We start from the raw sequence: 15,959 nt of genomic DNA, 5'->3' as shown, positions 1-15,959 counted from the left end.
GTATAAAGGGCTACCGGAGAATCCTCCCAACACCGCAGACAACACGAAAACCAACAAGGCCGTAGATGCTGTCGCGCCCCGCCCTATGACTCATATTTGATTTTGAAATAGACTTAGGGTGTATTAGCTTTGTGTGGTGCGTTACTGCTTCCGCTTAACACACCACACACATAATTTATAAATTGTCTCATAATCAACCGGAAATAATATAGTAGTCATAAATTATTCGTGAACAAGAAGATCCCCGACTTCTCAAAGAAGTCGGGGATCTGAGTCTCTACAATCTAAACTTTATCGCTTTACTTAAGACTCAGGATTTTCTACTTTAGCAATTTCCAGCATTGTTTTTAATACCGAATCGGGATTTAGACTAATCGAATCAATTCCTTGTTCAACTAAAAACTGAGCAAATTCTGGATAATCGCTGGGTGCTTGTCCGCATATACCGATTTTCCGGTGGCGTTTTTTAGCGGCTTCAATAGCCATTTTCACCATTTGCTTGACGGCGGGACTGCGTTCATCAAATAATCTGGCGACTAAAGCTGAATCTCTGTCTAAACCCAAGGTTAGCTGTGTCAAATCATTAGAACCTATAGAGAAACCATCAAAAACATCAGCAAATTCTTCTGCCAAAATTACATTACTTGGTAACTCGCACATCACATAAACTTGCAAGTTATTCACACCTTGTTGCAAGCCATTTTTTGCCATCTCTGCTAATACTAACCTGCCTTCTTCGGGCGTGCGGCAAAATGGAATCATCGGGATGACATTTGTTAAACCCATTTCATCCCTGACTCGTTTGATAGCTTGACATTCTAAGGCAAAAGCAGCTTTATAACCTTCATCATAATAACGTGCGGCACCACGCCAACCCAACATCGGGTTTTCTTCATTCGGTTCAAATTGTTTACCACCTAATAAATTGGCGTATTCATTACTCTTAAAATCTGACATTCGCACAATCACAGGTTTGGGATAAAATGCGGCGGCAATTCTGGCTATACCTTGGGCTAATTTATCCACAAAATACTGTGGTTTATGATGATAAAGTGCGGTGATTTCTGCTATTTGGAGTTTGACTTTTTCATCTTGCAATTGGTCGTAATGAATTAACGCCATTGGATGAATTTGAATTTGATTAGCAATAATAAATTCTGTCCGCGCTAAACCTACGCCGTCGTTGGGAATTGCAGATAAGCTAAAAGCCTCCTGGGGATTACCAACATTCATTAAAATTTGTGTACGAGTGCGGGGTAAGTTTTCTAAGGGGACTTCTTTGACTTCAAAGGGTAACAAGCCAGGATAAACTTTACCGTCTTCGCCTTCAGCACAGGAAACGGTGACTGCTTGACCATTTTGCAAGACTTGTGTCGCATTCCCGCAACCAACGATCGCCGGCACACCCAATTCTCGTGCAATAATCGCTGCATGACAGGTACGACCACCCGCATTGGTAATAATTGCACTGGCGCGTTTCATAATTGGTTCCCAGTCGGGGTCGGTTCTCTCGGTAACTAACACATCCCCTGGCTGGAATTTATCAAGGTTGTGAACATCGACAATGACACTCACTTTACCTTGGCTGATGGCTTCACCTATGGCGCGTCCGGTTACTAGAGGGAGTGGGGAGTTGGGAGTGGGGAGTTGGGGGGAATTTTGCCCATTCCCTACTCCCGATTCACTATTCCCTAACATTAGGCGATAGCTGCGTAAGACATTGCCTTTTTTCTGTGACTGCACAGTTTCAGGACGCGCTTGCACTATAAATAGTTGATTGGTAATGCCATCTTTTGCCCACTCAATATCCATTGGGGTGTAATTACTGTGGACTTGGGAATAATGGTCTTCGATGACGCAAGCCCAATGCCCTAATTGTAAAATTTCTGCGTCATTGAGGGCAAATTTGGTGCGATCGCTTTCCGAAACCGGGACATTTTTGGTTAACTTGCAATTATCATCTGATTTAACTGTTAATGTATGGGCATTGTCAGCAGCACAAGCGACTAAATCAATTTCGGAAGCTGACACATAAATCATTTTGATTTCTTTACTGCCTAATTTTTTATCCAAAATCGGCCGAAAACCTGTTTTTAATGTGGGTTTAAATACTACATATTCATCAGGATTCACTGCACCTTGGACAACGTTTTCCCCTAAACCGTAGGCGGCGGTAATTAAAGCTGCATCCTTAAATCCGGTTTCGGTATCAATTGAAAACATCACCCCAGATGTAGCTAAATCAGAACGCACCATTTTTTGGACACCAACTGATAAAGCTACATTAAAGTGATCAAATCCTTTTGTATGACGATAAGAAATAGCGCGGTCAGTAAATATAGAAGCAAAACATTTATGACAAGCTGTAATTACTTCATCAACACCAACAATATTTAAATAAGTTTCTTGCTGTCCGGCAAAACTCGCATCAGGTAAGTCTTCCGCCGTGGCGCTAGAACGAACTGCAACATCAGTTTGGGTTTGATATTTATCACATAAATTTTCGTAGGCTTGGGCAATGGCTTGGCGTAAATCGTTGGGGAATGGTGTGTGTAATAATAGCGATCGCGCTTTTTCTCCACGTTCGCGTAAATTGTTCACATCCTCAACATTTAAATCAGCAAAAAGTTGCCGTAACTGGATTTCTAACCCAGCCGATTGAATAAAATAACGATAAGCATAAGCTGTAGTTGCAAACCCCGTTGGTACATTCACACCTTTGGGGGTTAATTGTTGAATCATCTCTCCCAAAGAGGCATTTTTTCCACCTACTAGGTGTATGTCTTGAATGCCTACTTCATCAAACCAAAGAATCAGCGATTGTTCTTTAGAAAGTGAAGACAAAATTTGATGAGATGCTGTAACCATAGTTGTTACCTCCCCATATAGATACTCTGAATTAATGAGCTTTAAATTTTAGTGATTAATTTCATATCTCGCACCCAGCAGGCATTTCGGCGCTGATTTAGCGTCTGGTCTATCTTGTTGGTGCTTAATAATTCCTTTGGGATCACGATAACAAATAAATTCAGATTTTGGGTAAGATATGCAGCATTCCTTAAGATATTGCTGGCAATTTCTCCAGGTATTGCAAGCATTCGGAACTCTCTGAGACTATGAGAAAGAATGTAAAGAAAAATAAAGAGACGTTGCATTGCAATGTCTCTAGTAAGGTTTGGCATAGATGTAATATTTTCATAAAGTATGAAGTTAGCGAGTTTGATTTCGCCGTGGCTGACTGGAGGAGGTAACACTGTTGGATGGTTGTGTACGAGTCACAGCAGAACCGATCATTAGTGATGGCGATCGCGTATTATTAGTTTTGCATCCTACCCTGATACCTGATGAATCCGAATGGCCTGTCGGGGGTTTTTGGTCTTTTGGCGGTTCATATCCAGCTAGTACTATTTGATTCATGCCTAAGATAATACTTAAAACACAAGTTGTGCAAATCTTTTTCTGCCAAAAGTAGTAATTTTCTGTCTGAAATACTAAAGATTTAATCATCATTTTTCTCCGTCAGTAAATTACTAAAAAATCAAAAATCTATTTAATATTCAATCCAAGCAATTCAGGTCTTTTCTACTTAAATTATATTAGAATTTAGGCTGGTTATATAGCTGTTTAGCAATTTTTAACCAATATATTTAGGTGTCACCCTAAATATATTGCAACCTGTAAATCATTAAATTTATCAAAACAAAATTCAGAATTCTGAATTAACTTATGTGTAAATAAGAAGAATTCAGAATCGATTAGTATGGGATTCAACCCTACCACTAATTGAAGACCACTAAATCAGGAATTTAGTGAGGGTATTAAACCAACTTATTCATTCGCTAGTCACACATAATTCTATTTCTATAAATAATAAACTCATCAGACTGGAAATAGAGGCTATACAAACAAAGCCTGCTTTTGCAGGCTAATTATATGCTTCTTCATATAGGAATACGATTTGATTTCTGAATTTATTTGTGTAGGTAGGGAATAGGGAATGGGGAGTCGGGAGTAGGAAAGAAGCCTGATCTGAGTGTACTGATTTTTTTCCCAAATCAAATATGAGTCCTATATTGATTTAGTATGACTTAGGAATTTTTCTTAAATACCAAAGATAAAACTTATTCATAGGCCAAGATAACTCACACAGAGTTCCTCTCGGAGAAAGTGGAATGCGGCGAAATTTTCCTTTAAATTGTCGTGCTAAATTTCTAAACTGTTGTGTTCCCCGTCCTTCTATTGAAGAGTTAATTCCTAAACCATCATCGATAATACTTAAAGTGTACCAACCTTCCGATGCTGAACAAGTTACTTCTAAGCGGGTGACTCCTGTGGCGTGTTTACCGACATTACATAAAGCTTCTTCTAAAAACCGACAAAGGTCACGCTTATGATCAAGATTTAAGCAGCGTTCATTTATTGGTTCAAAATTTCTGATTTTAACTTTGATAGTTTTAAAACAAGGTAACTCTCGCTCTAAGGTAAAATTATAAACTTGGTAGAGCAGCTCATGTAGAGGGTCACGCAAATTTAAAACGATGTTTTTTCCTAAATATAAGCTAGTTTCTTGGTCTATTGGTTCTCGTTGTAAAAATTCATAAATTCCTCGTAAATCATAGTTCAATTTTTCCAGTTCTTTTTCGAGTTCGATGAGTAATTCATTAACTGGTAAGTCGTTATCTCGCACTAATTTTAAAACTTTAGCGAGGCTTTGCAAGGGGCCATTATGAATTTTGGCAAATGTGCGTTCAATGATGGCTTGTCTGACTCTAATTCCCGAACCTAAAGCTTGCTCATATTGATATAAAGCTGTAATTTCCATACAATTTAAACTTAAAACTAAAAATGCAGGAATTAACGGAACCCACCAACCAAAAAGCAGCAAGAAATAACATAATATCAATAAGCTACAACTCGCAACAAGCACAACTAATAAACTAAGTAAAGGTGATTTTGTCAGCCTGGCGATCGCAATTCCAACTAATCCCCAACTAAAAATCCATAAATATTCCCAACCTTCTGACCAAGTATTTAAAAGCGGTCGAGAGTCAAGGACGGCGCTGATAATTTGGCTAACAACGTGTGCTTGAATTTCTACGCCATAAACGCGCCCTGGTGGAGACTCCAAAGATTCAATTGCAGAAGTGGGAATAAAATCTTTCCGACTGGGGGAAGTGATACCGATAATTACAATGCGATCGCGTATCCAGTCTGGGTTAAATTGATCATTTTTCAGTGCGGATAAGGATAAAAAGCGAAAGCGGTCTCGACCACTGCGAAAATTGAGTAAGACTTGCACTCCTCCCGCATCGGTTCGCACATATCCCCCAGAATTGGGGAAGACTCTGGGTATCTCGGTGTGACCAAATCTAATCGCCGCGCGATCGCGTATGCCATTTTCTAGATGAAGCTGATAATGATTTAAATATGCTGCTGCTAACTTAAGAGACAACGAAAATTTATAGCCTTGATTGGTAGGCGTACCTAATAAACTACGGCGTAATTTACCATCACTATCCATAATTTGATCAGCAAAACCAATTTGTTCTGGTGACAATACTGGCGGTGGTGCAATTTCATCAGGTAATACTTTATCAATTCCAATAATATTTTTAAAATTTTGCAAAACTGCGACTAATTCATTATTACCGGGATTTATTGGTGTATCTCGATAAATATCCAGTCCAATAACTCTTGGTTGATAAGTTTGCAATTTTAATAACAACTGTGCTAAATCATGATCTGAAAACGTAAAATCTGTACCATTATTAATATCATCTTCATTAATGCCGATCAGTAAAATTCGTTCATCTTTGGGTTCTTCAGGGCGTATCCGTAGCAAACTATCAAAAGCCAGCCACTCTAAAGATTGCATCACACCAGACAGACGAGCAATGATCACTAATCCAATAACTGCAATCCCTGGTAATATACCTACACGCCAAATACTAATTTCCTGTTTAATTTTTTTCCAATGTTCAGGCTGCATAAACCTTCGCTTGCATTTTTGCTGTTGATTAGCCCTGAACTTTAGCAGGTTGATTTATCGCCTTTCTTACCTAAGATACAAATAACAATAATTAATCACATTAGACACAGAGCAACTTCCCGTATGGTTAGACACAGATTAATCCCAATAAATTTGTATCTCAGCAGACTGGAAACCGCTATAAATCAATTTATAGATATCAGAATAGGGAACAAAGAATCAACAATGATTTTTATCTACTTTTTAACAAAAATACTCTTAGAGATTTAATTTATCCTGTTCAGTATTAATCAATTAAACCTTCTTCTCTAGCTTGCATTTCAGTTTGAATACGGATATTCTTACCCTCTTCAGGATAGACATTTAACGCATCTTGTAGTTTACTCCAGTAATGACGCACCATCCTCTCAGAGATACACATCCGTTCGGCAATTGTTTTATCTTGCAATCCTTCTTCAAATGCTAAAGCTAATACCCTCAGCCATTCTGGTTTAACTTCTAATACAGAATGGATACCTTTAATATCTTTTGTATGTGTTAAACCTTGCAAAGCCCAATCAACTCTCGTGAGCATTTCTTGGGTGGAAAGGCTTTTATCTGCAACAGTAAAACCTCCTTTATGACTGTCAATATCAGGTCTAATTCTCACTAAAGTTCTCACATTAGCACTCTGCACAACAATATTTAAGTGCGGATAATTTTTCATCAGAGTTCGCAACAGTTGAACTCCGATATCGGGTCTGGCTGTCATCCCTGAGTTATCAGGAATCGACAAATCCATCACAATTAAATCTGGTTGTACAGCACTAATTTGATTGAGTGCATTCTTAGCATTTACCGCAATCAGAAATTCAGCATCGGGGTAACGCTTTTGTAATACATTAACAGTTCCAGCTAAAACTGATTCATGATCATCAATTACTAAAATTTTGAGTAATGCTTTCTCTGTTAACGCTTGTTTCATAATCAATAACCCACTAATTTCCGAAGTCACGATTAACTACATCAAGCACAATCAATAAATAGGTTTCTCATATTATAATTATATGACTTATTACGCATATTTACGCAAATATTACATATTCTTAATCTAAAAACATTTAGTGACACAATTCAGCGAAACAGCAAGCAAGTTTCCACAAATCTTACCAATAAAATTCACAGGTAATGCTGAGATGATGCTGACGACAAGAACATTTCCCAGAAGTTAAAAATTCAAAGCTTTCGCAGAGATAATCTAATTCTTTTAATGTAGAATAAAACCTCACAGTAGATAGATCAGGATATGTGATATGTACCCTGAGTTGAGCTAAATATGTTTGTTGTTTGAGGCTGATCAAAATAGATGTATTAATTGCACAATTGGGCAAGATTAAGATAAGTAATTCTTCTAAAGACCGCAGAACTATCAAACTGCGTTCAACTGTCTCAAATCGCCAGTAAGCTGGAATATCTAAATGGAATTGGAGATGAGAATTTGAGGTTAACCAAGGTTCTAATAAGCACTCAATTGCTAAGGGCAGGCTATCTTGAATATAGGTAGGAAATAAGCGATCGCTCAATTGCATGAGAGCATGATGAAAGTTATCAGCTTGTTGGAGATATTCATGAGTTTTGTTGATTGTCAAATTTAAATTATCCTGAGTTAATAAATCTAAGCTGCGTCGAATTGCGAAGGATTCTTGTAATAATCCATCACGAATTTCTTTAGCTTCTAGATAAAGTTTCAGCGATTGTCGAGCAAACCACCATTGCAATGCTTGTTGAAATTTAGAAAAGTTTTTGACAAACATTAACGAGGTGATAACGTATAGCAGCACCAATATAATTTGTGTGTAAAATTTCCAAAGCACATATTTATCCCCTTATAAATCTGTGGTTAATCTAGCCTTACGCAACATAAATTGTAATGCAGTTTCTTCTTGGGAAATAATGTTAGCTTTTGCCTCCATACCAGCTTGGATATGACATTGGCGATCGCTATTACCAAAAATGATTCTTTCTGGTTGAATAGTAGCTTCAAAATAGCTCCCTCCAGGAGTGAGAGAAGTTGATGAGGGAATATCTGCATTACTCGTTTTAGTTGAAATTGCATCAGGAGAAATTGCTGTCACCACACCTTTCAGAGTTCCGTAATCAGGATAGGGACAAGCATCAATTCGCATCTGTACTTTTTGACCAACGGCGACATTTTTAATTTCTTGGGGTGGAATCATCGCTTTCACAACTAAAGGTGCATTAGTCGGTGCAATTTCCGCAATTGGTTCACTTACCCGCAACACTTGACCGGGGTTGCGTAAATTCAGCTTCAGAATTACCCCATTACTACTAGCTCGCAAAATTGTATCTTGCAACTGACTAATAACTTGTAAAAGTTCTTTTTGCGATTGTCCGAGTTGATTTTGCATTTCTACACGTCTTTGAATTAACGCTTGTTTTTCCTTTTTTAAAGTAGCGATATTAGCCTCGCCTCTAGCAATTTCTTGGGCGATTCTCGCCTGGGCGATCGCAATTGAGGCGCTGCTAGGATTTACAGATGCTTGGGCGACTTGCACTTTAGCTTTTGCAATATCTACGGATTTTTTTTCAGCTTCTAAAATGGCTTGGGTTTGAATCACAACCAACTTTTTTTGTTCAAATTCGCGCTTACCAATTGCGCCAACTTGCGCTAATTGTCCATAGCGATCGCGATCCACCTCGGCAAAACTTAAATCAGCTTGGGCTTTATGCAAATCTGCTTCCGCCTTTTGCGAACTGGCTTGTGCTGCGAGTAATTCGCTGCTGGTGGTAATTTGGCGTTCTTGATATTCTCTTTGATTGCGGGCTAAATCGGCTTCAGCAGAAGCGACAGTGCGTTCTGCTACCGTAGTTTCTGCGACAATTTGCGTATCTAAAGTCCTGATTTGAGCGTCAATTTGGATAATTTGCAGCCTAGCTTGCTGAATGTTGTCTTGTAATTGACTTTTTTTGATTTGCAATTGTTCGTCATCTAAACGTGCGATCGCATCGCCTTGTTTGACGATTTGATTTTCTTGCACAAAAATACTTTTAACAGTCCCTTCAATTTTGGGTTGAACAAAGCGAATTTCTCCCGTTGGACGCACAGATGCAGAAGTTTTCACCGTCACATTATATTTCACCCATGAAGCTAAACTCATCCCCGCACCCAAACTTCCAACTAAAAAAATTCCGGCTAGAGATGTCCAACGACTCACAGGCGGAAGAAAATCATCACTTTGTACTGATGGCAGAGTTTGTTTAGTATATGTGTAAAGCATAATTACCTGTAAAATTCTGAATGATTAAGGATTTAAAAATTCCCAATGCTCTCCAGGTTGGGAGCGTAATTCTGCCAACGAACCTTGTGTTTTTAACTTACCTTGATCTAGTAAAACTATCCAATCTGCCCGATTAACTACTCTAGGACGATGAGTAATTAAAATTGTGGTTTTACCTTGACGATGTTTAAATAATTTATCTAAAACCTGTGCTTCACTTACTGGGTCAAGTCCACCAGTTGATTCATCTAAAATCAAAATTGGCGGGTCTGTAACAATCGCCCTGGCTATTGCTAATCTTTGACGTTGCCCACCAGAAATATTTGCGCCAAATTCCCCTAAAATAGTTTGATATTTATCTGGTAACTTACTAATAAAATCGTCAGCTTCTGCTACCTGACAAGCTCTGACAATTTGCTCAAATGTGACATGAGGAGCGCCCAAACGAAAATTTTCTACAATTGAACGACTCCAAAAATGTGGCTCTTGGGGAACAAGTACTACTTGTTGACGCAGACATTCTAGAGATAAATCCTGCAAGTTATACAGCCCAATGCGAATATTACCTGATTGCAAAGGATATAAGCCAGCAATTAGTTTAGCTAATGTACTTTTCCCACAACCAGATTTACCAATTAAAGCCACAACTTGACCGCCAGGAATGGTCAACGAAAAATCATCAATTAAATCTAGTCGCCCAGCATAATGAAAATTTAAATTTGTACAAACAATGTCAGCATCACCAACAATTTTGGCGTAAGGTTTGATTTCATCACCTGCATTTTCTGGCGTTGCGTCTATAACTTCAGTGAGTCGTTGAGTAGCAGTTTTAGCGCGGGTAATTTCATCTACAAAGCTAATAATTGTAGCAATTAAACCTAAAAAATTACCATTCATTGAGTTGAAAGCAAAAAGTTGCCCAATACTCAAATTTTCGGCTGGATTAATTACTAAATTTCCCCCAAACCACAACAAAATTACACCCCCAACTCCCGAAACAAAGCCCGAAAAAGTATGATTTATAATACCAATTTGAATTGTGCGATAGGTAACATTCGCTAACCGACCAAAGCGGCTTTGTAATTCATCCCAAAATTGCAACCCAGAAGTTGTAGTTTTGAGGGTGAGTGCGCCTTTAAAAGTTTCGACTAAAACGCCTTGTGTTTCTGCTTCTTGGACTAAAAGCTCACGAGTTTTTTGTTGTAAAGTCGGCTGAAAAACTACTGTTGATATGCTCATCACTATACCAATCAATGCAGCTACTAGTGTGAGTTTCCAGCTATAGAAAACCATAAAGCTGAAAGATATCAAAGCAATAAAAAATTGACTGGGTAAACCAACAACTAGTTGAGCAACTAACTGATTAATTTGGTCAATATCTTGTAACCGACTGACAATTTCTCCACTGCGCCGTGATTCGTAATAAGAAAGCGGTAAACGCAAAATTTGCCTACCAAATTCCAAGACTAAACCTAATTGCAGACGTTGAGCAAAGTGAGCAATTAAGTTAGACTGAACAAAGGAAAGACTGTGGGAAATTAAATTCATCACTACAACTGCGATCGCTACAGTAGTAAGTAACTGTGTATCACCTCTAACTAGCACATCATCAGTCAGAATCTGCATTAAAAATGGGGAAGCTAAAGAGAGCAATCCCAACATCAAATTCAGAGGTAATGCTTGCGCTAAAATCGCGCGATAAATCCAGACGCGCTGAAAGAAACGCCAAAATCCGCCAACTTTTTCATCTGCTTGCGCGAAAAACCTAATTGGATCAGGTTCTAATAACAGCATCAACCAATCAGCCCAACCTTCTGCTATCTCTTGTTTAGAAAGATAGCGAATACCAACAGCCGGATCAGCAACTAAACATTTTTGACCTTTTCTGCCATATAATACAACCCAATGATTACCTTTCCAATGAATAATGGCTGGCAAAGGTGCTTCATTAATCCGGTTTAAAACTTCTGGTGAAGTTTTCACAGGACGCACATTAAAGCCTAGTGTTTCTGCTCCTCTTTTTAGCCCTAATAAAGTAGTGCCAAATTGTCCAGTCCCAACAGCTTCACGAATCCGACTGAGAGTAAAAGTACGTCCATAATATTTAGAAATAGCAGCCAAACAAGCAGCCCCACAGTCTTCTTCACTGTGCTGTTTCACAAATTGGTGTTTCATAAGTAAATTACCCTAAATCATGACAACTAGCATTTCAAATGTTGTCAATCTGCTGGTATGTTTTTTGAATTAGTAAAAACTAATAATTGTAGGTGCTATCAACATCTCAAAAATTTAAGGCTTAATCAAAGGAAGAAATCAGACTAAATAAAATATCCAATAAACCAAGGCTCTTCTTCGATATACGCCTGCTTCTTCTACCACCTAAGCTCAATCCCAGGGTGATTTGTGAAAATTTATAGCCAGTTTGTTGAACAGAAGAAATACCACCATTACTACCAGATATAGTAATGGCGCTATTAGCAAAAGTTTCTATATCTGTTTTCTGAAAAAATAAATTGTAAATAGATAAACCTGAATAACGTGAACGACCTCCAGATATTATTTCCTGTTGTTGTTCAGATATATCAAGGAATAGTTCTGGTTTTTGTGTTTGGATATCGCTAGACATAATTGTTATTAGGTTTGATAACTAGAATTGGGAAAGCTTGTCAAAACCTTAAACTGACTCTAAAAAATCTAGAGTCAGAGAGGAGAGTGCTAATTACTCTCCTCCTAACGTCGCTTCGAGAGATGATCATCCTCATCCCTATCTGTGGCGCAAACTAGCCTACTAAAGCTTTAAAGTAAGTACCTGTTTGAATAGCTTCTATGGTTGTTTTTTGTACTCCACCAGCTACTATGCTGCTACCGCCAAGACCAGACGTACTACCTACTGGCCCGATAACTTCAGTTTGGCTAAAAAACTTAGAATATGCAGTGCTAAAATCTAAAACTCCTACACCACCTGCTACAATTGCTTGTTGTTCAACAGATAAATCGGTAAATAATTCGTGTGACATAGTTGAAAAGTTCCTTGATTTGAATTGGATAATCTTGATAATTGGGATATTGAAGTCAAACATTAGTTGACTTCAAATTTCCCTGTACATTAAACCTTTAACCAGCTTCTCGGTTATTCGTTATCTTGAATTAGCTAACTAATCCTAAAAATGAAGAAGCTGTTTCCAGAGTTTCTAAAAATGTTTTCTGTATACCACCAGCTATAATGGTGCTACCGCCAGGCCCTGAACTAGCTGCAACTGGCCCAATAGTTTCAGTTACTTGCAAGAAGTGTTTATAGAAGGTTGATAAGTTAAGAGCTTCTGCGCCACCGCTTACAATCGCTTGTTGCTCTTCGTTTACATCAATAAACAATTCGTAGTTCATGATAGTAATCCTCTTGATTTTGAGTTAAATTAGGTTTTAGCTATTTAGTTGATTCCCTGTTTTTGGGGTCTCAACTCCTTGCTTAATTAATACAATAAGGCGGATACCTAAGCTGTGTCATTTACAGTTTCAGTAAACTTAATTACCAAATTTAGAAACATCAATTGCATAATTACGTCAGGTTATATTTCCGAAAAATACATAGCTTTTCCTAGTCTGCGGAGGCAAAAATTTATCTGTGTTCATCTGCGTAGCCTGCGGCAAGCCGAATTTCGCTTCACTAAAATAAGAACCGCTATATGTATCTAGTGAGAGATTGTATTTTTCACCAAAAAAATCCATACTCATTCCAAAGATAGGGCCTCTGCCGGTTCAACTGAGATTGTTTATTGCAAGTGGTTTTCAACATGCCAGACCATGATCAAGATGAATTAGCAGCTTTACGGCAGCGTGTTGCAGAGTTGGAAGAATTAGAAATTAAATATCAATGTCAGCAGGTTGCATTAGAGGCGCAATTAACTGAACTACAAACAAAACTGACAACAGCCAGGATTAATTCTGATCATCAGGCAGATATAGCATTAACGCTGCAACAACTCCAGCAAGAAAAAGCGGAACGACAACAAATTGAAGTCGCCTTGCAAGAAAGCGAACAACTCTTGAGACTGGCTATTGATGCTGCTTGGATGGGTTTTTGGGATTGGAATATTTTGCCTGATAAATTAATTTGGTCAGAAAGTCATGAACTGCTGTTTGGTTTAACTCCAGGTAGCTTTGAAAATACTTACGCGGCTTTTTTAGCTTGTGTGCATCCTGAAGATAGACAATCTGTCACAACAAATATTACCACTGCCTTAACCAATAAAACTAACTATAAAGACGAATTTCGCGTTATTTGGCCTGACCAAAGTTTGCATTGGATTTCTTCTCAAGGAAAATTTTACTATGACCAGCAAGGACAGGCGACGCGGATGTTTGGCGTATGTCTGGATATTACTGGGCGGAAGCAAACAGAAGAAAACACCCGTCAATTAACTAGCCAAGTCCAAGAACAAGCCAATTTGTTAAATGCGATTCTGGCTACCTCTGTAGATCATATCTGTATATTCGATCGCGCTGGTCGCCATAGGTATATTAGTCACGGTGGCGCGGCTATCTTAGGTTTTCAACCGCAGGAAGTTGTGGGTAAAACATTGCGAGAGTTGAATTTACCTAATGATTTTGTTGAACAGGTGGAAATTCAGCAACAAGCGGTGATCATTTCTGGGGAACCAATTAAAGATGAATGTCAATTAGTGACAATTGAAGGATTGCGTGACTACGAATATATTCTTACACCCCTACGCAATCACACCCAAAGCATTGAAGGTGTAATTGTCGTTTCCCGTGATATCACCGCCCATAAAAAAGTAGAACAGTCATTACGGGAAAGTGAAGCCAGATTCCGCCGCTTGTTTGAGTCTAACTTGGTTGGGGTGGCGTTTTGGAATACGGAAGGTTTCATCACTGATGCTAACGATGCTTATTTACAGTTAGTTGGTTATACCCGTGATGAGTTTGCAGTTGTCGGGAAAATTGACTGGCGAGAACTCACACCACCAGAATATCTAGATTTAGATGATCGCGCTCTTGCAGATGTCCAAGTTAGCGGAGTTTCGCAGATTTACGAAAAAGAATATGTCCAACGCAACGGTAAACGGGTGGCGGTGGTTTTAGGGATAGCCTTGTTAACTGACTGTCAAGATAGAGGTGTGGCTTTTGTTTTAGATATTAGCGATCGCAAACGCGCCGAACAAGAACGCGATCGACTTTTACAAACTGAACGCATCGCCCGTCAAGAAGCAGAAATCGCCAACCGCATCAAAGATGAATTTCTTGCTGTTCTCTCCCATGAATTGCGAACGCCACTCAACCCGATTTTAGGTTGGGCGAAATTGCTGCGAAATCGCAAATTTGATGAAGAAACTACAAAACAAGCTTTAGAAACAATTGAACGCAACGCCAAATTACAAACTCAACTAATCGAAGATTTATTAGATGTTTCGCGCATCCTCCAAGGAAAATTAAGCTTAAATGTCTGTCCCGTCAGTTTGGTAATGGTTGTGCAAGCTGCCTTAGAAACAGTACGCTTGGCAGCAGAAGCTAAATCGATTCAAATTCATACCATATTTGACCCCAATATCGGGCAAGTTATGGGTGATGCTAATCGCTTACAACAAGTGATGTGGAATTTACTTTCCAACGCCGTGAAATTTACCCCAAATGCTGGACAGGTAGAAATTCAAGTTAAAGAAATTGATCATCAAGCACAAATACAAGTCAGTGATACAGGTAAAGGTATTTCACCAGAATTTTTGCCTTATGTGTTTGATTACTTTCGCCAAGCAGATGGTACAACAACTCGTAAATTTGGCGGCTTGGGTTTAGGACTGGCGATTGTCCGTCAAGTCGTAGAAATGCACGGCGGTACAGTCAAGGCAGACAGCCCTGGTGAAGGGTTGGGTGCTATTTTTACAGTGAGGATACCTTTGATTGTGATTAACGAACCAGTCAGACGACAAGAAAATGAATCTTTAACAAGTGAATCTGAGTTTGGTAATCTTTCTGATATCAAAGTTTTAATGGTGGATGACGAACCAGATATCCGCGACTTAATCACATTTATTTTGCATGATTATGGTGTGGCTGTTACCGCCGTCACATCCGCCACCGCCGCCCTCGCTGAACTGTCGCAGTCATTACCAGATATTTTAATTAGTGATATTGGAATGCCCGACGTAGATGGTTATATGCTAATTCGCCAGATCCGCCAACTTACACCCGCACAAGGCGGAAATGTCCCCGCGATCGCCCTCACAGCCTACGCTGGCGAAATTAACCAACAACAAGCACTCACCGCCGGCTTCCAATTACACATACCCAAACCAGTTGATCCTGACGCATTGGTAAAAGCGATCGCTAGTTTATTAAAGTGCTGAGTGCTGAGTGCTGAGTGCTGAGTTGGGTTAGACAAGGTAGAGAAGATGCTGAGTGCTGAGTTGGATTAGACAAGGTAGAAATATTGCTTCCTTGTCTCCTTTGTCCCCCTTGTCCCCCTTGTCCCCCTTGTCTCCCTTGTCCCCCTTGTCCCCCTTGTCTCCCTTGTCGCCCTTGTCTCCCTTGTCGCCCTTGTCTCCCTTGTCCCCCTTGTCCCCCCCAAAGACTAGCCCCTTCCCAAAAATACTTGCTTTTTCCGTCAGTAACATATATATTGCTACCCATCTTTTGCCGCTAAATTTTTTGTCACCTCTACGTAACCATGCGGTTTC

The 15,959-nt window shown here is 39.1% G+C and carries 13 protein-coding genes; 2 read left to right on the top strand and 11 right to left on the bottom strand.

All coding sequences use genetic code 11. From position 1 onward, the window contains the following. Nucleotides 1-303 precede the first annotated feature (303 nt). Both ppsA and H6G79_RS04015 read right to left on the bottom strand, forming a co-directional pair. On the bottom strand, nucleotides 304-2,868 hold the full coding sequence (gene ppsA, locus H6G79_RS04020; RefSeq protein ID WP_190589740.1) for a phosphoenolpyruvate synthase: 2,565 nt from the start codon (nucleotides 2,866-2,868) through the stop codon (nucleotides 304-306). Between the two features lie 41 nt (nucleotides 2,869-2,909). Further along, nucleotides 2,910-3,254, bottom strand: coding sequence for a hypothetical protein (locus tag H6G79_RS04015; protein ID WP_190589741.1), 345 nt, complete (start codon nucleotides 3,252-3,254; stop codon nucleotides 2,910-2,912). 2 nt (nucleotides 3,255-3,256) lie between these two features. On the opposite strand from H6G79_RS04015, the gene H6G79_RS04010 reads away from it, so the two are divergent. Beyond that, complete coding sequence (locus H6G79_RS04010) at nucleotides 3,257-3,412, top strand: hypothetical protein (RefSeq protein WP_190589742.1); 156 nt, start codon at nucleotides 3,257-3,259, stop codon at nucleotides 3,410-3,412. A gap of 666 nt (nucleotides 3,413-4,078) precedes the next feature. Here the strand turns inward: H6G79_RS04010 and H6G79_RS04005 are convergent. From H6G79_RS04005 to H6G79_RS03970, 8 genes are all read right to left on the bottom strand, one after another. Next, nucleotides 4,079-5,989 carry a CHASE2 domain-containing protein gene (locus tag H6G79_RS04005; protein ID WP_190589743.1) on the bottom strand — a complete coding sequence of 637 codons (1,911 nt, stop codon included), beginning with the start codon at nucleotides 5,987-5,989 and terminating at the stop codon, nucleotides 4,079-4,081. 286 nt (nucleotides 5,990-6,275) lie between these two features. After that, entirely contained in the window at nucleotides 6,276-6,953 is a 678-nt protein-coding gene (locus H6G79_RS04000) for a response regulator transcription factor (protein WP_190589744.1), read from the bottom strand. A gap of 181 nt (nucleotides 6,954-7,134) precedes the next feature. Then, nucleotides 7,135-7,842, bottom strand: a complete 708-nt coding sequence (locus H6G79_RS03995) for a hypothetical protein (protein ID WP_396019785.1) — start codon at nucleotides 7,840-7,842, stop codon at nucleotides 7,135-7,137. 12 nt (nucleotides 7,843-7,854) lie between these two features. Next, entirely contained in the window at nucleotides 7,855-9,267 is a 1,413-nt protein-coding gene (locus H6G79_RS03990; RefSeq protein ID WP_190589745.1) for an HlyD family secretion protein, read from the bottom strand. A gap of 24 nt (nucleotides 9,268-9,291) precedes the next feature. After that, the gene (locus H6G79_RS03985; protein WP_190589746.1) at nucleotides 9,292-11,442 is read right to left on the bottom strand and encodes a peptidase domain-containing ABC transporter; all 2,151 of its coding nucleotides are present in this window, start codon (nucleotides 11,440-11,442) and stop codon (nucleotides 9,292-9,294) included. A gap of 121 nt (nucleotides 11,443-11,563) precedes the next feature. Next, nucleotides 11,564-11,893 (bottom strand): hypothetical protein, encoded by a 330-nt coding sequence (locus H6G79_RS03980; protein ID WP_190589747.1) that lies wholly within the window; start codon nucleotides 11,891-11,893, stop codon nucleotides 11,564-11,566. 154 nt (nucleotides 11,894-12,047) lie between these two features. Further along, nucleotides 12,048-12,284 (bottom strand): CTB family bacteriocin, encoded by a 237-nt coding sequence (locus H6G79_RS03975; RefSeq protein WP_190589748.1) that lies wholly within the window; start codon nucleotides 12,282-12,284, stop codon nucleotides 12,048-12,050. Between the two features lie 130 nt (nucleotides 12,285-12,414). After that, complete coding sequence (locus H6G79_RS03970) at nucleotides 12,415-12,651, bottom strand: CTB family bacteriocin (protein ID WP_190589749.1); 237 nt, start codon at nucleotides 12,649-12,651, stop codon at nucleotides 12,415-12,417. A gap of 407 nt (nucleotides 12,652-13,058) precedes the next feature. On the opposite strand from H6G79_RS03970, the gene H6G79_RS03965 reads away from it, so the two are divergent. Further along, on the top strand, nucleotides 13,059-15,629 hold the full coding sequence (locus tag H6G79_RS03965) for a PAS domain S-box protein (protein ID WP_190589750.1): 2,571 nt from the start codon (nucleotides 13,059-13,061) through the stop codon (nucleotides 15,627-15,629). On the opposite strand, the gene H6G79_RS03960 is transcribed toward H6G79_RS03965, so the two are convergent. Beyond that, nucleotides 15,610-15,912, bottom strand: coding sequence for a hypothetical protein (locus tag H6G79_RS03960; RefSeq protein WP_242048188.1), 303 nt, complete (start codon nucleotides 15,910-15,912; stop codon nucleotides 15,610-15,612). The genes H6G79_RS03965 and H6G79_RS03960 overlap by 20 nt on opposite strands. Nucleotides 15,913-15,959 lie beyond the last annotated feature (47 nt).

This window comes from Anabaena sp. FACHB-83 (genome assembly GCF_014697485.1).
Lineage (GTDB): Bacteria > Cyanobacteriota > Cyanobacteriia > Cyanobacteriales > Nostocaceae > Nostoc_B.
Note: the sequence above shows the minus strand (reverse complement) of the source record. Positions and strands in the feature narration are given on the sequence as shown.

What these genes read in the sequence shown, in the direction of transcription:
- ppsA (WP_190589740.1), bottom strand. Translation starts at nt 2,868, where the DNA reads ATGGTTACAGCATCTCATCAAATTTTGTCTTCACTTTCTAAAGAACAA.
- H6G79_RS04005 (WP_190589743.1), bottom strand. Translation starts at nt 5,989, where the DNA reads ATGCAGCCTGAACATTGGAAAAAAATTAAACAGGAAATTAGTATTTGG.
- H6G79_RS04000 (WP_190589744.1), bottom strand. Translation starts at nt 6,953, where the DNA reads ATGAAACAAGCGTTAACAGAGAAAGCATTACTCAAAATTTTAGTAATT.
- H6G79_RS03990 (WP_190589745.1), bottom strand. Translation starts at nt 9,267, where the DNA reads ATGCTTTACACATATACTAAACAAACTCTGCCATCAGTACAAAGTGAT.
- H6G79_RS03985 (WP_190589746.1), bottom strand. Translation starts at nt 11,442, where the DNA reads ATGAAACACCAATTTGTGAAACAGCACAGTGAAGAAGACTGTGGGGCT.
- H6G79_RS03980 (WP_190589747.1), bottom strand. Translation starts at nt 11,893, where the DNA reads ATGTCTAGCGATATCCAAACACAAAAACCAGAACTATTCCTTGATATA.
- H6G79_RS03975 (WP_190589748.1), bottom strand. Translation starts at nt 12,284, where the DNA reads ATGTCACACGAATTATTTACCGATTTATCTGTTGAACAACAAGCAATT.
- H6G79_RS03970 (WP_190589749.1), bottom strand. Translation starts at nt 12,651, where the DNA reads ATGAACTACGAATTGTTTATTGATGTAAACGAAGAGCAACAAGCGATT.
- H6G79_RS03965 (WP_190589750.1), top strand. Translation starts at nt 13,059, where the DNA reads ATGCCAGACCATGATCAAGATGAATTAGCAGCTTTACGGCAGCGTGTT.
- H6G79_RS03960 (WP_242048188.1), bottom strand. Translation starts at nt 15,912, where the DNA reads ATGGGTAGCAATATATATGTTACTGACGGAAAAAGCAAGTATTTTTGG.